The organism is Pedobacter sp., assembly GCF_031119335.1.
GTDB lineage: Bacteria > Bacteroidota > Bacteroidia > Sphingobacteriales > Sphingobacteriaceae > Pedobacter.
On sequence record NZ_JAVHXT010000017.1, the window covers coordinates 31490 to 51711 of the forward strand.

General features: G+C 37.7%; 18 protein-coding genes. 11 read left to right on the forward strand and 7 right to left on the reverse strand.

Features of this window, described 5'->3' with window-relative positions:
• Nucleotides 1-114 precede the first annotated feature (114 nt).
• On the forward strand, nucleotides 115-1185 hold the full coding sequence (locus tag REI64_RS15770) for a PA0069 family radical SAM protein (RefSeq protein WP_308851102.1): 1071 nt from the start codon (nucleotides 115-117) through the stop codon (nucleotides 1183-1185).
• Between the two features lie 306 nt (nucleotides 1186-1491).
• Here REI64_RS15770 and REI64_RS15775 read toward each other — a convergent pair whose 3' ends face one another.
• The 4 genes from REI64_RS15775 to REI64_RS15790 form a co-directional block, all read right to left on the reverse strand.
• Entirely contained in the window at nucleotides 1492-1845 is a 354-nt protein-coding gene (locus REI64_RS15775; protein WP_308851103.1) for a septal ring lytic transglycosylase RlpA family protein, read from the reverse strand.
• A 205-nt stretch (nucleotides 1846-2050) separates the two neighbouring features.
• Nucleotides 2051-4585: an ATP-dependent Clp protease ATP-binding subunit gene (locus REI64_RS15780; protein ID WP_308851104.1), complete on the reverse strand. Its 2535-nt coding sequence runs from the start codon at nucleotides 4583-4585 to the stop codon at nucleotides 2051-2053.
• Nucleotides 4586-5294: 709 nt separating this feature from the next.
• The gene (locus tag REI64_RS15785) at nucleotides 5295-5942 is read right to left on the reverse strand and encodes a Uma2 family endonuclease (protein ID WP_308851105.1); all 648 of its coding nucleotides are present in this window, start codon (nucleotides 5940-5942) and stop codon (nucleotides 5295-5297) included.
• 160 nt (nucleotides 5943-6102) lie between these two features.
• Nucleotides 6103-8064, reverse strand: coding sequence for a heavy metal translocating P-type ATPase (locus tag REI64_RS15790; protein WP_308851106.1), 1962 nt, complete (start codon nucleotides 8062-8064; stop codon nucleotides 6103-6105).
• A 402-nt stretch (nucleotides 8065-8466) separates the two neighbouring features.
• On the opposite strand from REI64_RS15790, the gene REI64_RS15795 reads away from it, so the two are divergent.
• Nucleotides 8467-10503 carry a M13 family metallopeptidase gene (locus REI64_RS15795; protein WP_308851107.1) on the forward strand — a complete coding sequence of 679 codons (2037 nt, stop codon included), beginning with the start codon at nucleotides 8467-8469 and terminating at the stop codon, nucleotides 10501-10503.
• Nucleotides 10504-10591: 88 nt separating this feature from the next.
• Here REI64_RS15795 and REI64_RS15800 read toward each other — a convergent pair whose 3' ends face one another.
• Nucleotides 10592-10930 (reverse strand): MmcQ/YjbR family DNA-binding protein, encoded by a 339-nt coding sequence (locus REI64_RS15800; protein ID WP_308851108.1) that lies wholly within the window; start codon nucleotides 10928-10930, stop codon nucleotides 10592-10594.
• A gap of 586 nt (nucleotides 10931-11516) precedes the next feature.
• Here REI64_RS15800 and mnmD point away from each other — a divergent pair.
• The 5 genes from mnmD to REI64_RS15825 all read left to right on the forward strand — a co-directional run bounded on the left by mnmD (nucleotide 11517) and on the right by REI64_RS15825 (nucleotide 14938).
• Entirely contained in the window at nucleotides 11517-12188 is a 672-nt protein-coding gene (mnmD, locus tag REI64_RS15805) for a tRNA (5-methylaminomethyl-2-thiouridine)(34)-methyltransferase MnmD (RefSeq protein WP_308851109.1), read from the forward strand.
• A gap of 57 nt (nucleotides 12189-12245) precedes the next feature.
• Nucleotides 12246-13355, forward strand: a complete 1110-nt coding sequence (locus REI64_RS15810) for an AI-2E family transporter (RefSeq protein WP_308851110.1) — start codon at nucleotides 12246-12248, stop codon at nucleotides 13353-13355.
• Between the two features lie 100 nt (nucleotides 13356-13455).
• Entirely contained in the window at nucleotides 13456-13659 is a 204-nt protein-coding gene (locus REI64_RS15815; protein ID WP_308851111.1) for a hypothetical protein, read from the forward strand.
• Nucleotides 13660-13661: 2 nt separating this feature from the next.
• A complete protein-coding gene (gene mazG / locus REI64_RS15820) occupies nucleotides 13662-14474 on the forward strand; it encodes a nucleoside triphosphate pyrophosphohydrolase (RefSeq protein WP_308851112.1) in 813 nt (270 codons plus the stop codon).
• A 101-nt stretch (nucleotides 14475-14575) separates the two neighbouring features.
• A complete protein-coding gene (locus tag REI64_RS15825; protein WP_308851113.1) occupies nucleotides 14576-14938 on the forward strand; it encodes a DUF1801 domain-containing protein in 363 nt (120 codons plus the stop codon).
• Between the two features lie 53 nt (nucleotides 14939-14991).
• On the opposite strand, the gene REI64_RS15830 is transcribed toward REI64_RS15825, so the two are convergent.
• Entirely contained in the window at nucleotides 14992-15393 is a 402-nt protein-coding gene (locus REI64_RS15830; RefSeq protein ID WP_308851114.1) for a S4 domain-containing protein, read from the reverse strand.
• A 145-nt stretch (nucleotides 15394-15538) separates the two neighbouring features.
• Here REI64_RS15830 and REI64_RS15835 point away from each other — a divergent pair, with 145 nt between their 5' ends.
• A complete protein-coding gene (locus REI64_RS15835) occupies nucleotides 15539-16357 on the forward strand; it encodes a 2,3,4,5-tetrahydropyridine-2,6-dicarboxylate N-succinyltransferase (protein WP_375141999.1) in 819 nt (272 codons plus the stop codon).
• 104 nt (nucleotides 16358-16461) lie between these two features.
• Here REI64_RS15835 and REI64_RS15840 read toward each other — a convergent pair whose 3' ends face one another.
• Nucleotides 16462-17007: a DUF4136 domain-containing protein gene (locus tag REI64_RS15840; protein WP_308851115.1), complete on the reverse strand. Its 546-nt coding sequence runs from the start codon at nucleotides 17005-17007 to the stop codon at nucleotides 16462-16464.
• Between the two features lie 165 nt (nucleotides 17008-17172).
• On the opposite strand from REI64_RS15840, the gene REI64_RS15845 reads away from it, so the two are divergent.
• The 3 genes from REI64_RS15845 (at nucleotide 17173) to REI64_RS15855 (ending at nucleotide 20178) form a co-directional block, all read left to right on the forward strand.
• Nucleotides 17173-17736, forward strand: a complete 564-nt coding sequence (locus tag REI64_RS15845; RefSeq protein WP_308851116.1) for an L-threonylcarbamoyladenylate synthase — start codon at nucleotides 17173-17175, stop codon at nucleotides 17734-17736.
• A gap of 234 nt (nucleotides 17737-17970) precedes the next feature.
• Nucleotides 17971-19413 (forward strand): HD domain-containing protein, encoded by a 1443-nt coding sequence (locus tag REI64_RS15850; RefSeq protein WP_308851117.1) that lies wholly within the window; start codon nucleotides 17971-17973, stop codon nucleotides 19411-19413.
• 111 nt (nucleotides 19414-19524) lie between these two features.
• Nucleotides 19525-20178, forward strand: a complete 654-nt coding sequence (locus tag REI64_RS15855) for a hypothetical protein (protein WP_308851118.1) — start codon at nucleotides 19525-19527, stop codon at nucleotides 20176-20178.
• Nucleotides 20179-20222 lie beyond the last annotated feature (44 nt).

Consider the following 20222-nt stretch of genomic DNA (forward strand, 5'->3'; position numbering starts at 1 on the left):
TCATACAAACCATCTACAACTATTTAAGTTTGCTCCATCCAAAAGCCGTATATTTTCATAAAGAACCAGTAAAAAATCATCTTAAAATACTAATATTTTTAGTAATTTCATCTTATGAAAACAGATGAAGAAGGAAATGTTTATTTAAATGGCAGAGGTGCACAGCTTAATACAAGCAACAAATTTTTAAAAAACTCACTGAGCCAAGAACACATTGAGGGCATAGATGATTGGGAAATTTCAAACGAAAAAACATCCTTCATTTACAGCTCTGCAAAAAGCATCGTTAACAAAGTTGAAAGCCCAGATGTGGGCATGATGTATTCGCTTAACCCTTACCAAGGTTGCGAACATGGCTGTATTTACTGTTATGCTCGTAACTCTCATGAGTATTGGGGCTTTAGTGCTGGTTTAGATTTCGAACGCAAAATCATCGTAAAACAAGATGCACCCGAGCTCTTCAAAAAATTCATCGAAAAAAAAGGCTGGCCAGCTTACCCCATCAGCCTTTCGGGAAATACAGATTGTTATCAGCCCTGCGAAAGAAAATATAAACTGACTAGGCAGATGTTAGAAATTGCTTTAGCATACAAGCAACCTATTTCTTTAATCACTAAAAATTCGCTTATCCTTAGAGATTTAGACATTCTACAAGAAATGGCAAAGTATAAACTAGTTTTCGCTTTTGTTTCTATCACTAGTTTAAATGAGGATTTAAGGCAAAAACTAGAACCCAGGACCACAACGGCCAAACAGCGCTTAAAAGTAATTGAACAATTGAGTTTAGCAGACGTGCCAATGGGTGTAATGGCAGCACCAATGATACCCAGCTTAAACGACTACGAAATACCAGCAATTTTAAAAGCAAGTGCCAATGCGGGAGCTATTTCTGCTGGTTATACAGTAGTGAGGTTAAATGGGGTTATCCATCAAATATTTGAAGATTGGCTCAGAAAAAATTTTCCCGATAGGTTTGATAAAGTGTGGCACCAAATACAAGATTGCCACGGTGGAAATGTAAACGATAGTAGGTTTGGAACTAGAATGCGTGGCGAAGGGAATTTCTCTGAAATGATTAATACTACTTTTAAATTGCATTGCAGGTTAAACAATTTAAACATCAAAAAAATTGAGCTTAACAGTTCTTTATTTAAAAAACCGCAAGCTCAATTAAATCTGTTTTGATTGCGCACAAATCTCTAATTATTAATTCGTTGGGTAACGGCTAATTCATAATGCGTTTTTCATTTGGTAGATATAGGGTCTGGTAGATTTCGATTGCTTTTAACCAATCGGGCTACAAATGTAAATGCTAAATAATTAGCTCTGAAAACAATCTTAACACAAACGTTTGCAGCAAAATCAATTTATCTACTTTTTTAGACCATCCAACGCTAAAACACTCACAACCAGCCTGTACACCAAACAAATAAAGAATATTAAACTTTTAAAAAGCACTCATTTCACACGTTTGCATGAAAATAAATTACCCTATTTTTTCTTCTTATACTCAATTTTTACATTGCCCACACCTTGATTAATCATATCAATTTTACGAGCGGATTTTTTAGATAAGTCTATTATTCTACCTGCTACGTGAGGCCCACGGTCTTGAATTACGACTTTGGTACTTTTTCCGTTTGATAAATTTGTTACTTTAACTTTTGTACCGAAAGGCAGCGTTTTGTGTGCAGCAATTTTTTTAGAATTTCTAAACGTAACGCCGCTTGCCGTTTTCTTACCATTAAATTTATCTGCATAATAAGAAGCTTTACCTGTTTGGCTAACCTTTGGGCTGCAAGCGAGCAACAAAGTCACTGCAAAAAGTAGTATCAATATTCTCATGTTATTTAAATATTAGTTATGCTAACTGACCCTGAAATAAATTTGCTTCGCCGCTATTGCATGGTCAGGATGACGGTGAAGTGCGGTTCGTGCTGAATTTATTTTACTGCGTAGCTTTCCGCTTCGCTACAGGTCAGCATCAGTTGGTAAGGTTTTTTTAATAAAATAAAAAAGTCCCGAAATTAATTCGGGACTATATTCAGTTTTAAGCTCCTTCTTCTTTTTTCTTCTTCTTGCTACTGCCCTTAGATGAAATTACAATTTCTTCTTTTTCCTTATCATAGTTCACTTCAAGCGTATCGCCTTCGTTTACTTCGCCTTTTAAAATTTCCTCTGCAATTGGGTCTTCTAAGTATTTTTGAATAGCACGTTTCAACGGACGTGCACCAAAAGCACTATCAAAACCTTTCTCTGCAATGAAATCTTTCGCTTCATTAGTCAACTTAATTTCATATCCTAATGAAAGTACTCTGCCGAACAATCCTCTCAATTCGATATCAATGATTTTGAAGATTTCTTCTTTTCCAAGTGAGTTGAACACAACCACATCATCAATTCTATTTAAAAACTCTGGAGCAAAAGCACGTTTCAAAGCGTTTTCAATTACACCTCTACTGTGCGCTTCTGTCTGACTTGTTTTAGCAGTAGTTGAGAAACCTACACCTGCACCAAAGTCTTTCAACTGACGTGCGCCAATGTTAGAAGTCATGATGATAATGGTATTTCTGAAATCAACTTTTCTACCTAAACTGTCGGTTAGCTGACCTTCATCCAACACTTGCAACAAGATATTGAATACATCTGGGTGTGCTTTCTCTATTTCATCTAACAACACCACCGAATAAGGTTTACGGCGAACTTTTTCAGTTAACTGACCACCTTCTTCATAACCAACATATCCTGGAGGCGCTCCTACCAAACGAGAAACGGCAAATTTCTCCATGTATTCACTCATGTCAATCTGTATGAGCGAGTCTTCCGCATCGAACATGAAACGAGCCAATTCTTTAGCCAACTCCGTTTTACCAACACCAGTTGGACCTAAGAAAATGAACGAACCAATTGGCTTTTTAGGGTCTTTTAATCCTGCTCGGGTACGTTGAATAGCTTTGGTTAATTTCTTAATTGCATCATCCTGACCAATAATTTTATCCGCAATCGTATCGTACATGTTTAATAGCTTAGTGCTATCAGTTTGTCCAACACGTTGTAGTGGAATACCAGTCATCATAGAAACCACTTCTGCTACGTTATCTTCAGAAACTTCGTAACGTTTAGTCTTAGTTTCTGCTTCCCATTCAGCCTTAGCCTTATCTAATTCTTCAAGCAAGTTTTTCTCCGTATCACGTAGTTTAGCAGCCTCTTCATATTTTTGGCTTTTTACTACACGGTTTTTCTCTACCTTAATATCTTCTATTTTAGCTTCAATAGCAATGATATTATCTGGAACGTGAATATTGGTCAAGTGAACTCTCGAACCAGCTTCATCCAAAGCATCAATCGCTTTATCAGGTAAAAATCTATCGGTAATATATCTAGATGTTAAAGCCACACAAGCATTAATTGCTGCTTCGGTATAAGTTACACCGTGGTGGTCTTCGTACTTCTCTTTAATACGATTTAAAATCTCTATCGTTTCATCTGGAGAAGCAGGCTCAATCATCACTTTTTGAAAACGACGGTCTAGAGCACCATCTTTCTCAATGTACTGACGATATTCATCTAACGTTGTAGCACCAATACATTGTATTTCGCCTCTGGCCAATGCCGGTTTAAACATGTTCGAAGCATCTAACGAGCCCGAAGCACCACCTGCACCTACAATAGTGTGAATTTCATCGATGAACAAAATCACATCCGTAGATTTCTCTAGCTCGTTCATTACGGCTTTCATACGCTCCTCAAACTGGCCACGGTATTTTGTACCAGCCACTAAAGACGCCAAATCTAACGTAACTACACGCTTGCCGAACAATACTCTAGATACCTTGCGTTGTACAATGCGCAATGCCAAACCTTCGGCAATGGCACTTTTACCCACACCAGGCTCACCAATTAAAATCGGGTTGTTTTTCTTTCTACGCGATAAAATTTGCGACACACGCTCAATTTCCTTCTCACGACCAACAATTGGGTCTAATCTTCCCTCTTCTGCAGCACGTGTTAAATCTCTACCGAAATTATCTAGAACCGGAGTTTTCGATTTAATATCCGAAACTTTTTTAGGAGCAGTAAAGCTTTCTTCTTCTTGGTAATCGTCATCGCCACCAGCGGTGCCGCCACCTTGCGCTTCATCCCTAAATCCGTTTTTATTAACCTCTACTTCTTGTTTAAAAATCTCGTAGTTAATACCGTATTGCAATAAAATCTGCGATGCAATGTTATCATCATCTCTTAAAATAGACAACAATAAATGCTCCGTACCAATTAAATCGCTCTTAAATATTTTTGCCTCTAAATAGGTAATCTTCAAAACCTTTTCGGCCTGTTTGGTTAATGGGATATTGCCCAAATTAACCGTAACGCTCGAAGTGCCTCTTACGGCCTCTTCAATAGAGCGGCGAAGTTTCAACGTATCAACACTTAACGATTTTAAAATCTTAATTGCCATACCATCTCCTTCGCGAATAAGGCCCAACAACAAGTGCTCAGCTCCTATATAATCGTGTCCTAACCTCAGGGCTTCTTCCCTGCTGAAAGAAATCACGTCTTTAACTTGTGGTGAAAATTTAGCTTCCATAATCTGTATGTTATCGGGGACGACACTAAACTATAAATTTGTTTTATAAATACGGCGTCTCGATTTTTATATTTTATCAACAATTACGCCATATTGGTGGATTACGCTACTTTATCGCTTCATCTATAACAGCCTTTTCCTATAAATATGTTTTAACCGATGCATTTGTTACGCTATTTAAATAAGATTTTTACAATAAAATATACGAGAGCACTCCGATTGTCGGTTTTTTGTAAGCTTTATAACGCCTTAAATTACTGACAAAAGTTACAAAATCTAGTCTATAAGTAGAATTTTTGGCAGTTGAATTTTAATTTGAAAAGCAAAAATTGGGATGCTGTTAATGTTAGTCCCGCTTTCCGTTGTAATCTTTTTGAATTCTGACGGCGTCATTTCGAACGCATGTGAGAAATCTTATGGCTAAATGCTACTATCTAACAGATTTCTCTTCGTACCTCATCGAAATGACGCAACAAAAAGTATTTCCACTTCAATCGGGTTTAGATAACAAAAGCCTGTACAGGTAAATTGTTAATCTTTCTATCCTTTTGCTTATTAAGATTGACACGTTTAGTTTTGTTTGCACTAAAATCCTAGGCAAACCAAACTTAGCGTTCTTTGCGAAATTCCTTAAAATCTTTGCGTTAAAATTAACCGCAAAGTTTTGGAAGTTCTCGCAAAGCTGCGCAAAGAAATATTACATCAATGACTAGTCTTCAAAAACATCATCCAGCTTCAATACAAAGCCTGGCAATACAGAAGAACTAACTTCCTCACTTAAAGTAAATAACTTAGACGGCACATACTTTCCATCTTCATTTAAAGTATATCTCAGCACAGTCTTATCACTTAAACTTACAATCCAATATTCCTTAACTCCAAACTCTTCGTAAATTTTATACTTATACAAAAGTTCTTTCTTATTATTTCCTGGAGATAGAATTTCAATTACTAAATCTGGCGCACCTAAACAACCTCTCTCATCTAATTTACTTTTATCGCAAACCACACAAATATCAGGCTGCAAAACAGTATAAATATTCCTGTCTTCTTTATTACCTGAAGGAAATCGTACATCAAAAGGGGCAGCATATAGTTCGCAAGAATGCTTCTTTAGAAAAATTGCAAATTGGGTATGTATTGCTCCAGACACCTTTTGATGATATCTGGAAGGTGCAGGGCTCATCTTGTAGATTTTCCCTTTAATCAGCTCTAACCTTTCATCAAAAAACCAGTTGAGATAATTTGCATAGCTGTAAGTTAAACTCTCATCAAGTTCATTAACGGAATAGACCTTTTCATCAGGCAGTGGGTATGTTTTTACATTGGGCATATCCAAATATAAGAAATTCAGCACACTAACTAAGAAGCTGTTTAAATTTCAGTAAAACTTTTTACTTGTCAGTCTGAGCTTAGCCTGTGACGATTTAATCGGTATCGAAGACTACTCTATGAAGAATGTTTCGACAAGCTCAACATGACACCTGTATTTTTTGCAAAGAAAATTTAAACAGCTTCTAAAACCTCATCCTTTGGATACGAACAGCATTAAGGATAGCAAGAAACGCCACGCCGACATCTGCAAAAACGGCTTCCCACATGGTTGCCAAACCACCAGCACCTAGAATGAGAACAATAGCTTTTACACCAAAAGCCAGTCCGATATTCTGATAAACAATCTTCTTTGTAGCACGCCCAATTTTTATCGCTGTTGCAATTTTGCTGGGCATATCATTTTGTATTACAACATCTGCAGTTTCAATAGCAACATCACTACCCAAAGCGCCCATAGCAATACCAACATCACTTAGCGCCAAAACGGGTGCATCATTAATACCGTCGCCAACAAAAGCTACCGTTCTATTTGGTTCGGCTTTTATCGCTTCCAATTTTGTCACTTTATCTTCAGGCAGTAAATCGCCAAAAGCCAAATCGACACCTAATTCCTCTGCTACTTTCTGCGTAATGGCATTTTTATCGCCACTTAGCATGACTACCTTATTTACGCCAACCGAATGTAAAGCTATAATTGCTTGTTTCGCATCAGGTTTAATTTCATCAGCAATGGTTACAAAACCTGCGTATCTTCCATTAACAGTTAACAGAACTGTGGTTTCTACTTTTTCATCAACCTCGTTAGGATAAGCTACTCCGAATTGTTTAAGTAACTTTCCATTGCCAGCTAACACTTCATTAGCGTTAATTTCTGCCTTTAATCCGTGGCCTGCAACTTCTTTAACATTTTCAACTGGTAGCAACTTTGCTCCATCAGCGTAAGCTACGATTGCCTTTGCGATAGGGTGTGTAGATTGACTTTCGATACTTGCCAAATAAGTGACAAATTCCTCTCTTGATATCTCGCTTTGTATTTCCTTAACCTTGAAAACGCCTTCAGTTAAAGTGCCAGTTTTGTCTAAAACTACGGTATTCACTTTCGTAATTAAATCCAAGTAATTAGAACCCTTAAACAAAATACCGTTAGCAGAGGCAGCGCCAATTCCGCCAAAATATCCTAATGGTATTGAAATAACCAAAGCGCATGGGCAAGAAATCACCAAGAAAACCAAAGCACGATATAACCAAACATTAAACTCGTAATTGGCTACAAAGAAATACGGTACAAATGTTAAGGCAACTGCTAGAAAGAACACAATTGGTGTATAGATTTTAGCAAACCTACGTATCAGCAATTCTGTTTTTGCTTTTTTTGAACTGGCATTTTGCACCAAATCTAAAATTTTAGAAAGCGCACTGTCTTCGAATTTCTTGGTAACTTTTAAGGTAATTACCGCATCCAAATTCAGCATTCCAGCCAATACAGTTTCGCCTTTACGAATTGTATTTGGTTTGCTTTCTCCAGTAAGCGCTGCAGTATTGAAACTCGCCACTTCACTCTCCAGTTCTCCATCTAAAGGAGCCTTCTCTCCTGCTTTAAGCTGTACGGTTTCCCCAATAGTTACATCTTTTGCACTAACGGTTACAAATTCCCCGTCCCTAAGTACTTGCGCTGTATCTGGCCTAACATCTAAAAGTGCTTTAATATTATTCTTCGCTCGACTTACCGCAGCTCCTTGAAACAACTCTCCTATACTGTAAAATAGCATTACTGCAACAGCTTCTGGATATTCTCCCAAGGCAAATGCACCCACAGTAGCCAACACCATCAACAAGAACTCGGTAAAAATATCGCCTTTGGCAACTGTAGCGAACGCTTCTTTAATTACTGGCCATGCTACCAAAAAGTAGGCAACCAAATACCATGTTATCCTTAAATATCCTTCGAAAAAAGAAACTGAGAAATAATCAAATGCAATTGCAGATAACAACAAGACCAAACTGGTAATTGCCGGCAAGTATGTTTTAAATGAGGCAGCATCGCCATGGTCGTGAGTGTGGTCATGGTCGTGCTCATGTATATGTTTATCGTCTGGGTGCTGATGTCCGCAGCAACCATCTGCGTGATGCTGATGTGGTGCCATATCGTTGTTTAGAATTATTCAAAACTACGGTTTTTATGCCTAATAAAGTTTTAGTAGCGTCACATTATTTTTTTCACTGCACAATAAAAAGTGTTAAAGAATGTTAAATACATATAAAAACAAATCAGCATGAAAGCTTTCAGATTGTCTTCTTTCACTAATGAGGTTCTCCGAAAAATTGGATTAATCAAACTCTACGATTGGTTCAATAAGTAGCATGTATAAATTACAGCCACAGATACACAAATCTCTTTTAATTACTAGAAAAAATTATTTCGGCTATTAAAACACCCTTTAATAATCTGTGGCAAGAATTATTAAAGTTTCAAGTAATATTTCTATTAATAATAGGATTAGATTTTTCTTTTTTCCTAATTTTCATCTTTCTAACTTATATCAAAGATGAATATCAATCAGTTTAAAACCTTTTTTGCTGCACTTGGCGTAGTTTCGGTAAGTGTTGCGAACGCCCAACAAGCACCTAAAAAGTTTATCGACCCTGCTAATATGGATTTTAGCGTTAAGCCAGGCGATGATTTTTACACGTACGCAAGCGGTGCATGGGTTAAAAAAAATCCCGTACCAGCTAAAGAAACACGTTGGGGCTCATTTAACGAACTTCGTGATTTTAACGTAAATGCCGTAAGAGGTTTAGTAGAAACAGCCGCAGCTGATAAAACTGCACCAGCTGGCTCAGTAACTAAACGCGTCGGTGATTTTTACGCCGCCGCGATGGATAGTGTTACTATCGAAAAGTTGGGATATATCCCGATTAAAGCAGATTTAGAGAAAATTAAGCAGTTAAACAATCTACAAGCAGTGCTAGACCACATTACCTATATGCGTGTAAATGGTCTTGGTGGTGCATTGTATGGTTTTGGCGTTGGCCAAGATAGAAAAAATGTGACCAAATACATGGTAAACGTTTCTCAAGGTGGTACAACACTTGGCGATAGAGATTACTACTTGAAAGATGACAGTCGTAGTGTAAAAATTAGAGAAGCTTACGACACCTACATGACTACACTTTTTACCTTAGTTGGCAACACAGAAGCTGTAGCAAAACAAAAAGCTAAAACGGTTTTCACTATTGAGAAAGCTTTGGCAGAAGCTCAAATGAGCCGTTTAGAAATGCGTGACCCATATAAAACCTACAACAAATTAACTGTTGCAGACTTCAACAAAATTACGCCAAGCATTAACTGGACAAACACTTTAGCACAGCTAAAAGTTAACGGACAAGATACGGTTTTGGTTAACTCGCCTGCGTTCTTTAAAACTTTAAACGCATTGTTAACCTCAACTCCAGTTGCCGATTGGAAAACTTATTTAGAGTGGAATATTTTAAAAGGTTCGGCTAGTAGCTTAAGTTCTCCATTTGTGAAAGCAAGCTTTGCATTTACACAAGCACAAACCGGACAAAAAGTTCAAACTCCACGTTGGCAACGTATGTCGTCGTTAACTGATGGCGTTTTGGGAGATTTATTGGGGCAGCTTTATGTAGCTAAATATTTCAAACCTGCGGCTAAAGCTCGTATGGACGAATTAATTTCTAACTTACGCAAGGCTTTCGAAATCCGTATTAAAGGTTTAGAGTGGATGAGCGATGCCACCAAAGAAAAAGCTTTGGCAAAACTTCACGCTTTTAGACCAAAAGTGGGATACACTACTAAATGGAGAAACTACGATGGTCTAGTTATCAGCAGAGCTACTTACTTCCAAAACTTGCGTAACGCTAGCAAATGGGCTTATAACGAAAACATTAACCAATTAGGCAAACCCGTAGATAGAGAGCGTTTTGGAATGACACCTCCAACGGTAAATGCTTACTATAGCCCTACGTTGAACGAAATCGTTTTCCCTGCTGGTATTTTACAGTTCCCATTCTTCCACCCAGATGCTGATGATGCAATTAACTACGGCGGTATTGGCGCCGTAATTGGCCACGAAATGAGCCACGGTTTTGACGATACTGGTAGCCAGTATGACAAAGATGGTAACCTAAAAAACTGGTGGACTGACGAAGACAGAGCTAAATTTAACGCTAGAACCAAACTGTTGGGCGAGCAATTTGACAAGTACACTGTTTTAGATACTTTACACGTAAATGGTAAATTTACCATGGGCGAAAACATTGGCGACTTAGGAGGATTAAATGCTGCTTACACTGCTTTTAAAATGACCAAACAAGGTCAAAGCAACGAGAAAATTGATGGTTTCACACCAGACCAACGTTTCTTTTTGGCTTGGGCACAAGTTTGGAGAGGCAATGTTTTACCAGAAACTGCTGCGCAGCTAATTAAAACTGATACTCACTCTCCAGGCCCGTACAGAACCATTGGCGCACCAGTAAACATGGATGCTTGGTACAACGCATTTGATGTAAAACCTGGCGACAAACTTTATAAAAAACCAGAGGACAGAATTAAACTTTGGTAATAAACATTTCGTCATTGCGAGGTACGAAGCAATCTTACAACGTTGTATTATTAGCTTTAAGATTGCTTCGTACCTCGCAATGACGATTTTATAGATATTTCGCCTGTATCTTCTTCGGCAGCTTAGCCAATACCAACTCCCTAGAACGTGCTACACGTTTCTTCAGCTCAACATCATTTAAAACATCTAAATTCTCTATCTGCACCCATTGCCTTTTGGCTAAATGGTAAGCTTGCTTTATACCGTCTCTAGCAGTAAGCTCGTCAAATTCTTCGGGTGTACACTTGGTAGAAAACCTATTTCCATCATCAATTGCCAAAATCACGAAGATTTTTTCCTCAATCATGAAACACAAATGGTCCCATTTCATGCCTTCGGTAGTTCCGGGCAGGCTTAAACAATAATCTCTAAAACTTTCGATATCCATATGATAAAGATAAAGGAACAAGGATAAAAGAGCAAAGGCTTTGGCATACTATAGTTTTAGAAAAGCAAATGCCTACTACTATTACTGTTCGTCCCGCCATCCGCTGCAATCTTTTTGTTTTCCCCAATCACAAACCTCATAGGTTTCCTCTGCACAATCTCATTAAACCTATGAGGTTTTTTATCACTGAACAAAAAGTATTTCCACTACTGTCGGGTTTAAAATGCAAGTGCTGTGCACAAGTTTAAGTTACCCAAACCCGATTGAAACGGAAATACTTTTTGTTACAAATAACCAAGACTTCGTAAGTTTTCGAAACGGCGAAGCCCTCAATTTTACCATTGAATAAAAATAAACAGAGAAATTAAACTTACGAAGTCTAAAAGCCTCAGTGCGTTTCACAAAAAGATTGTAGTGGAAAGCGGGACTACAGCTCCCAATAAATGCCTACATCAATTTCCAAAAAATCCAGCAATTTAATTTGAGTTATTTAGGCTTTGATTTACCCAACAATAAAACAACTTAATCCCGATGTTTCGGGATTTCGCTACGCTCAACAATCCAGTAATTTAGTTAATTTTACCACATGAATATCCTCACTCCTACTGCCGACGGCTCTAATACGCTATTTAATGAAGAAATCGGCGAACATTACCACTCTTCTCACGGGGCACTGCAAGAAAGCAAGCACGTATTTATTGAGGCTGGATTGAAACACGGATTGGAAAAATTCGAAAAGCCAGAAATTGATATTTTAGAAGTAGGTTTTGGCACAGGGTTGAATTTTTTACTGAGCTATGCACAAACTGAGGAAGCTTGCAGAAAACTAAATTACCATTCCATAGAAGCCTTTCCACTAACAAAAGAAACCTTAGTTTCTACGGAATATCAGCAATACGTACCGCAAAACATTTGGAACAATTTTATAGAAAAATATCAAGCAGTTTTAGATAATTCGGTTGAAATATCCACTAACTGTACTTTAGAAATCAGCCATACTACACTACAAAATTTCTCTACAGAAAAGCGTTTTGATATTCTGTATTTCGATGCTTTTTCTGTTAGGCACCAACCAGAACTTTGGACCAATGAAATGATTGCCCATGCTTGCAGTTTCTTAAAACCTGGTGGTATTTTTGTAACCTACGCCATCACCGGAAATTTAAAAAGAGCTGTTAAAAGCTGTGGTTTTAGCATTGAAAAACTGCCTGGGGCACCCGGTAAAAGAGAAATGTTGAGAGCAATTAAAACCATTTAAAGAATTTACTGTCTAATTGTAGATTTTTTAGTAACTTATTCCTGTCATAAACGCAATATGCAAATACAATTACCATTCATAGTTAGGCTCACTTTCGCACTGCTTTCCATTTTAATGCTGGGCTACTTGGCTATTATTGGTAAAAGCATCTTATCTCCGCTTTTATTTTCTTTACTGCTAGCATTTTTAATGTTGCCGCTGGCCAACTTTATTGAAGTAAAACTGAGGTTTAAACGAAGTTTAGCAACCATTTTAACGGTAATTATTATGTTGGCCGTGCTCTATGGAGTTGGGCATTTCTTCGCCTTACAGCTTAGCGAACTATGGGGCGATTGGCCACTGTTGCAAAAACAGGTAACCAACTCGTTCCATGAACTACAGTATTGGATTTCCAAAACTTTTCATGTAAACATTAGCAAGCAGGAAACGTATTTGGCCGATAGTGCAGAAAAAGCTCTAGCGACTAGTGCTACAGTGGTAGGCACAACATTAATTACGCTTTCATCAAGTTTGTTGTTTGTTGCCTTTACGCTGTTATTCACTTTTTTCATATTAAATTACAGACGCTTGCTTTACAAATTTGTAAGTACCGTTTTTATAGAAGAGCATCGCATAAAAGTATCAGAAACCATCAACGAAATTCAGTATATCATCAAAAAATATATTACTGGTTTGTTTATCCAGATGGTTATTGTGAGCATATTAATGATACTCACACTTTCTATTTTAGGCGTTAAATATGCTATTTTATTAGGCTTAGTTGCTGGTATTTTTAATATCATTCCTTATCTGGGTATTTCGATATCGCTAATCATCAGTGTGCTCATTACTTTCGCTACAGCTGGTGCAACCAAAGCGCTTTTTGTTCTGTTTGCGTATGTTGGCATCCACGCAATAGATGGTAACATTTTAATGCCTTTAATTGTAGGTTCTAAGGTAAAAATAAATGCACTTATTGCTTTTATTGGCATTGTGGTTGGCGAAATGCTGTGGGGAATTTCGGGCATGTTTTTATGTATGCCATACTTGGCGATGTTTAAAATTATCTTCCAAAAAATAGATGGCTTAGATGCTTGGGCAATTTTATTAGGCGAAGAAGAAAAACCGGTTAAAGTGAGGAAAAAGCTTTCTCTTTTTAAGAAAAAAGTAGCGAAAACCGATGAGTGAACATAGCAACCGACCTTCGAATTCCCCTCATATTCTCAGTACCTCTGCAAATTTATTGGGATTTTGTTTCGTAGTGCTTACGTCTAGCAAAATCACCAAAATGAATGAAGCTTCTTACATTGACGAGGGAGCTACTTTGGCAATTGTGGGCTTTATGAGCAGTTGCTTATTGTCATTTCTGGCTATCCGCAGTAAGTACGAAAGTCGTGCTGTAAGGCTAGAAAAACTAGCAGATATTTTATTCCTTTGTGGATTAATCATACTATTTCTAACTACAATCCTAATTGCTTTTAACGTCATTTAATTATGCCAGCTAACATTCCTCCTATAAGTTCCGATACACCAGAAGGTGCTTTTTTACGTTTGCTAAATGTGCTCGACACGTTACGTACACAATGCCCCTGGGACAAGAAACAAACCATGGAAACGCTACGCCACCTAACCATTGAAGAAACCTACGAACTTTCTGATGCCATTCTAGATGGCGATATGCAGGAAATTAAAAAGGAATTGGGCGATGTAATGATGCACTTGGTTTTTTACGCTAGAATTGGAAATGAGCAAAATCAGTTCGATATTACCGATGTATTGAATGGTGTTTGCGATAAGTTGATTAGCAGGCATCCTCACATTTATGGAGATATTGAGGTAGAAAATGAAGAACAAGTAAAACAGAACTGGGAAAAATTGAAGTTGAAAGAAGGCAATAAATCTGTTTTGGCGGGGGTGCCGACTTCGTTACCTGCATTGGTAAAGGCTGGGCGAATACAAGAAAAAGCTAGAGGTGTTGGTTTCGATTGGGAAGAAAAACAACAGGTTTGGGAAAAAGTGGAGGAAGAATTGCAAGAGTTTAAAAACGAGTTTAACATTGTAGAGGGTAAGGAAATCGATATTGAAAAAGCAGAAGGTGAATTTGGAGATTTATTGTTTTCTTTAGTCAACTACGCTCGTTTTATCGATATTAACCCTGAAAATGCTTTGGAAAAAACGAATAAGAAGTTCATTATGCGTTTCCAATATTTAGAAGAAAAAGCCAAAGCAAACGGAAAAGCTTTACAAGATATGACGCTTGCCGAAATGGATGTTTATTGGAACGAGGCGAAAAAAAAGCCCCTCTAATCTCCCCAAAGGGGAGACTTTTAAGCGTTTTACAACCAATCTATCTTTTAAAAATAAAACTTTGTGTTCTTTGTGCCCTTTGTGGTTAAAAACTTAAAATCATGGAAAAACCGACCACTATCGACGAATATATTGCATCGTTTCCCTCAGAAACTCAAAAAATCCTGCAACGATTAAGAGAAGATTTGCAGCGAATGATACCTGATGCGAAACAGAAAATCAGCTATGCAATACCAACTTTTACGCTAAACGGAAATTTAATTCACTTTGCTGGTTATAAAAATCACATCGGTTTATACCCCGGTAGCAAAGCTGTGGAAGCTTTAGCCGAAGATTTGAAAGGCTATCATACCTCTAAAGGCACAGTTCAATTTCCAATAGACAAACCGCTGCCAATAGATTTGATTGAGAAGATTGTTGCTTTTTGTGTGGCACAGAACTTGGCGAAGAAGAAGAAAGGTTAATTGTTGAAATTGGTTAATCGGTTAACTGAAAACTAGAAACTGCCAACTGAAAACTAGTCTTCACTCTCCCAAAAGCCACCCAATAAATCATCTGTTTCGCGTCGGTCTTTCTTGGTTGGTCTACCTGCTCCCCTATCTCGTTTTAAAGTTGGTGCATGAAATACAGATTTAAAAGCGTGGGTTTCTTCCACAGGAGTTAAATCTTTATACTTGGTCACTGCAATTTTAGCGTCAGTTCGGTTATAGGAGAAGTCTACCACCTCAATTACTTTTCGCTCCAAACCTTTGCTGATTTGGTAAACATCGCCAATCTTTACCACTGCCGAGGGTTTAATATTCTGTCCTTTTAGCTTCACTCTTCCGGCTTTACAAGCTTCGGTTGACAAGCTTCTGGTTTTAAAAACACGAATAGCCCAAAGATATTTATCGACACGAAGTTTTTCTGCTTCTCCCATGACATCAAAATTAAACAATATTGAGCAGTTAATAGTTATTATTTGGTAATTGAAACTAGGAACATAATTAGTAAAGCAACTTTTAACTGATAACGTTCAACTTTTAATTTATAAACACTTATTTTGCATAAATTTTTAAAATACAATGATTGCTGAACTAAAAAAACAAATAGAAGAAGCTTGGGAAGACAGAAGCTTATTACAATACAAAGAATATACTGAAGCTATTGAAACTGTAATTCAAAGGCTTAACGCTGGAGAAATTAGAGTTGCTGAGCCAATTTTAAACGGCTGGGGAATTAACGAATGGATAAAAAAAGCAGTAATCCTTTATTTCCCAATTAAACAAATGGGAGAAAGTAAAGCTGGTCCTTTTGTTTTCCATGATAAAATGGATTTAAAAACCGACTATAAAGAAAAAGGTGTGCGTGTAGTACCAATGGCAAGTGCTCGTTATGGTGCTTTCTTGGCTCCCGGCGTAATTATGATGCCTTCTTATGTAAACATCGGTGCTTATGTAGATGAAGGTACTATGGTTGATACTTGGGCTACCGTAGGTTCATGTGCCCAAATTGGCAAACGTGTTCACTTAAGCGGTGGTGTTGGCATTGGTGGTGTTTTAGAGCCAGTTCAAGCTGCTCCGGTAATTATCGAAGACGATTGTTTCCTAGGTTCTAGAGCTATTGTGGTAGAAGGTGTTCGTGTAGAAAAAGAAGCTGTTTTAGGTGCGAATGTTGTATTAACTGCTTCAACTAAAATTATTGATATTACTGGTGATGAGCCTGTAGAATATAAAGGAATTGTACCAGCTCGTTCGGTAGTAATTCCTGGTTCTTACACTAAAAAATTCCCTGCAGGCGACTATCAAGTGCCTTGTGCTTTAATTATTGGCAAGCGTAAAGAATCTACAGATAAAAAGACTTCTCTTAATGATGCGTTGAGAGAAAATAATGTAGCTGTTTAAGCGGAAAGACTAAAGCAGAAAGACCAAAGACTAAAGCGGAAAGAGAAAAATTAGCAGGAATTAAACTGCGACATCTCATTCTTTAGTCTTTGGTCTTTTCAACCCTACTGTGGCGGGTATTGCGCCAAAATCTCTTTTACACCAACCACAATCCTTTCTTCTCTATTTTTGAAGCTATCGAGATTGAAACCATCTCCTCTACCATGCCAAACGTGCATTTTGGTTTTTGTGTCTAACAAATCGATGATGAACATTCCTTCTTCGTAACGGTCAACACTTCGCATGCCGCCACCCCAAAAAGGTCCCCATCCCATTCCCCAACCTCCACGCCATCCCCAAGGACCGCCGAAACCATTATCATACACATCGGTGCGTTCGCGTTTTACCACAATCAAATTAACGAATAAATCTGGCTTATCAGCCTTAGTAAATCCTTTCGCTTGCATTTCCGTGTCAACGGCAGCCATCATCCGCTTTTTGTCCAAACCATTTACCGCTAACTTTTCAAGCCCTTTAGGGTAAAAATTATAGGTTTTATAACTATTAAAATTTGCGTCTCTATCAAAATCTGATGCAACGCGTAAACTCGAACAGGCAGATAGCAGCATAGCCACTAATAAAAAACTGCCTAAATGCATTATCCTTTTCATAACATTTGTGTGTGTTGTTATACATTTATCATCAATATAAATTTACTGATAATTTTCTGCTTGCCCACATAAAGAAACACATCAAAAAGTCAAATGTTGTGTGGTAAAATGTAATAAATTAGGTAGATAAGCTTCATTTCTAATGCTTAACTTTGCCAAATGGCGATGAAAGAAGAAATCAATAAAGCTTTAGAGGTACTAAAAAATGGCGGGGTAATTCTTTACCCTACCGATACGGTTTGGGGTTTAGGCTGCGATGCAACTAATATGGAAGCCGTCACCAAAGTAAATGAAATTAAGGGTCGCTCTGCGGATAAAAGTTTAATTGTACTGCTAGATATCGACAACAAGCTACAAAGTTATGTGAACGATGTTCCTGAAGTTGCCTACGATTTGATTGAATACACGGAAAAGCCTTTGACCGTTATTTTCTCTAATGCTAAAAACCTAGCTTCAAATGTGATTAATACAGACGGAAGTGTGGGCATTAGAATACCAAAACACGATTTTTGTCAGCAATTAATTCAGCGTTTCCGCAAACCAATTGTATCTACATCGGCCAATATTAGTGGCGAACCTACGCCAAAGTTCTTCGATGAAATTAGCGAAGATGTTAAAGATGCAGTAGACTACATTGTAGATTTAGAACAGGAAAATAGAACCCCAAAACAGCCATCAACTATAGTTAAATTAGGTTCTGGCGGACAGTTTGAGTTTATAAGGAAGTAGCGTTCTCGTCATTGCGAGGCACGAAGCAATCTTAAAGCGAAAGATTAATCATCTGACTATAGTAGTAAGTTCCGATTAAATCCTATCATGTGGACACATTTATTGAAAATAGCAGATTTCCTCCCCCTGCCCCCTCGAAGAGGGGGATTCAAGGGGGAGGACCGAGATGTGTCCAAACGATAGAACTAATCGGGAGACGGCATAATTGAAGGGTTTTTCTTAACTTTGCAAACTATGCAAACCAACCTACAGTCTCAAGATGCAAAGTCCCTTCTAGGCAATATCGAGGCTTCTATCTTTAAAATCTTGGCCGAAACTGCCGAGAAAACAAACACAGAAACTTACGTTATTGGCGGTTTTGTACGCGACATTTACCTCAAAAGACCATCAAAAGATATTGATGTGGTAGTTTTGGGCAACGGCATTGCATTCGCCGAAAAAGTTGGTCAGAAGTTAAAAACCAACGTTGCCGTGTTTAAAAATTTCGGCACTGCCATGTTAAAGCATGAAGATTTAGAGGTTGAATTTGTAGGGGCACGTAAAGAAAGTTACAGAGCCGATTCCCGCAAACCAATTGTAGAAAATGGCACTTTAGAAGACGATCAGTTACGCCGCGATTTTACCATCAACGCATTAGCCATTTCCTTAAATAAGGAAAATTATGGCGAGGTTGTAGATCCGTTTAACGGACTAGAAGACTTAGCAAATCAACTGATCCGTACGCCTTTAGATCCAGTAGTAACATTTTCTGATGACCCGTTGCGCATGATGCGGGCTATCCGCTTTGCGACACAATTGAATTTTGAGATAGACGAAACTGCAATAGAAGCGATAAAATCGCAGAAAGAGCGCATCAAAATTGTATCGAAAGAAAGAATTAGCGACGAACTAAATAAAATCATCCTTGCTAAAAAACCTTCAATTGGTTTCAATTATTTATTTGATACCGGCTTATTGGAATTGATTTTCCCTCAAATGGCCAAATTGTACGGGGTCGATGTGATTAAAGGCAGAGGGCATAAAGATAATTTCTACCACACTTTACAGGTTTTAGACAACATCTGCGAAACTACTGATGATTTGTGGTTACGTTGGGCAGCCATCCTCCACGACATTGCAAAACCTGCCACCAAACGTTACGAAGAAGGTCACGGATGGACTTTCCATGGTCACGAAGACAAAGGAGCACGTATGGTACCACAAATTTTTGCACAACTTAAACTTCCTTTAAATGAGAAGATGAAATTTGTACAAAAGCTAGTTTTATTACACTTACGCCCAATTGTGTTGGCTCAGGACAAGATTACAGACTCTGCCGTTCGTCGTTTACTTTTCGAAGCCGGCGAGGACATAGAAGCGCTGATGCTCCTTTGCAATGCGGATGTAACAACTAAGAACGAATACAAGATCAAGAAATACCGCAACAACTTTGAGCTGGTAAAACAGAAGATTAAAGATGTTGAAGAGCGAGATCAGCTACGTAACTGGCAACCACCCATATCTGGTAACGATATTATGGAAACCTTTGGCCTAACCGCTGGAAAAGAAGTTGGCATCTTAAAAAATGCTATCCGCGAAGCGATATTAGAAGGTGATATCACCAACAGTTATGACGAAGCTTTTAAATTTATGCTAGAGAAAGCTAAAGATTTAGGCTTAAAAGTTGCAGATAATTAAACAATTAGTTGTTGTTTTGAGTTTCTACATTTAATAATTGAGCAATTAATCAATTTAACAATTACATTTTTTTCATAATTTTACGAGCGTAAACAAAGCATTTTATAGCACATGGCAATTTATAGATTTAGAATTTCTTTTGAAGATTACGACGATATTACCCGCGAAATAGACATCAAAAGCAACCAAACTTTCGAAGATTTACACAGAGCTATACATCGCAGTACTGGATATAATGCTGAAAAACCATCATCATTTTATGTAAGTACAGATAACTGGATTAAAGGCGACGAAATTGCCATACACCCTAATCAGCGTAAGATTGACAATGGTATAATTTTGATGGAAAAATCGAAGTTAAGTGCTTTTATTGAAGATCCTCACCAAAAATTTTACTACATCTATAATTTCGAAAGACCTTACGATTTTCATGTAGAGTTGATTAAAATTATACTTGATACCGACCCAAAAATCGAATATCCGTATTTGGTTAAAAGCGTTGGAGAAGCACCAAAAATTATCGACAAAAACAATATTGCTCAAATCGCAACTGGAACTGCTGCAGCAGAAAGTGATTTCGATTTCTTAAATGAAATGGATTTTGTACCAGAAGATACCGAGGAATTAGAAGCAATGGGCGGAAGAGGCATCAATACCCAAGAAGAAGAGCATGATGATGAAGAGGATGAACAAGAAGATGAATTTGGCGATGGCGAAGACGATTACAGCAACGACGACTACGGTAATGACAAGGATGATTATTAATCCTTCTTAAACCTCTTTAAGACATTATAAAAGCTTTTTTTGTT

Bases quoted from the DNA above. Each gene is read 5' to 3' on its own strand.
- REI64_RS15790 (WP_308851106.1), bottom strand. From the start codon at position 8,064: ATGGCACCACATCAGCATCACGCAGATGGTTGCTGCGGACATCAGCAC.
- REI64_RS15835 (WP_375141999.1), top strand. From the start codon at position 15,539: ATGATTGCTGAACTAAAAAAACAAATAGAAGAAGCTTGGGAAGACAGA.
- REI64_RS15795 (WP_308851107.1), top strand. From the start codon at position 8,467: ATGAATATCAATCAGTTTAAAACCTTTTTTGCTGCACTTGGCGTAGTT.
- REI64_RS15800 (WP_308851108.1), bottom strand. From the start codon at position 10,930: ATGGATATCGAAAGTTTTAGAGATTATTGTTTAAGCCTGCCCGGAACT.
- REI64_RS15810 (WP_308851110.1), top strand. From the start codon at position 12,246: ATGCAAATACAATTACCATTCATAGTTAGGCTCACTTTCGCACTGCTT.
- mnmD (WP_308851109.1), top strand. From the start codon at position 11,517: ATGAATATCCTCACTCCTACTGCCGACGGCTCTAATACGCTATTTAAT.
- REI64_RS15855 (WP_308851118.1), top strand. From the start codon at position 19,525: ATGGCAATTTATAGATTTAGAATTTCTTTTGAAGATTACGACGATATT.
- REI64_RS15825 (WP_308851113.1), top strand. From the start codon at position 14,576: ATGGAAAAACCGACCACTATCGACGAATATATTGCATCGTTTCCCTCA.
- REI64_RS15780 (WP_308851104.1), bottom strand. From the start codon at position 4,585: ATGGAAGCTAAATTTTCACCACAAGTTAAAGACGTGATTTCTTTCAGC.
- REI64_RS15770 (WP_308851102.1), top strand. From the start codon at position 115: ATGAAAACAGATGAAGAAGGAAATGTTTATTTAAATGGCAGAGGTGCA.
- REI64_RS15775 (WP_308851103.1), bottom strand. From the start codon at position 1,845: ATGAGAATATTGATACTACTTTTTGCAGTGACTTTGTTGCTCGCTTGC.
- REI64_RS15850 (WP_308851117.1), top strand. From the start codon at position 17,971: ATGCAAACCAACCTACAGTCTCAAGATGCAAAGTCCCTTCTAGGCAAT.
- REI64_RS15815 (WP_308851111.1), top strand. From the start codon at position 13,456: ATGAATGAAGCTTCTTACATTGACGAGGGAGCTACTTTGGCAATTGTG.
- mazG (WP_308851112.1), top strand. From the start codon at position 13,662: ATGCCAGCTAACATTCCTCCTATAAGTTCCGATACACCAGAAGGTGCT.
- REI64_RS15845 (WP_308851116.1), top strand. From the start codon at position 17,173: ATGAAAGAAGAAATCAATAAAGCTTTAGAGGTACTAAAAAATGGCGGG.
- REI64_RS15830 (WP_308851114.1), bottom strand. From the start codon at position 15,393: ATGGGAGAAGCAGAAAAACTTCGTGTCGATAAATATCTTTGGGCTATT.
- REI64_RS15840 (WP_308851115.1), bottom strand. From the start codon at position 17,007: ATGAAAAGGATAATGCATTTAGGCAGTTTTTTATTAGTGGCTATGCTG.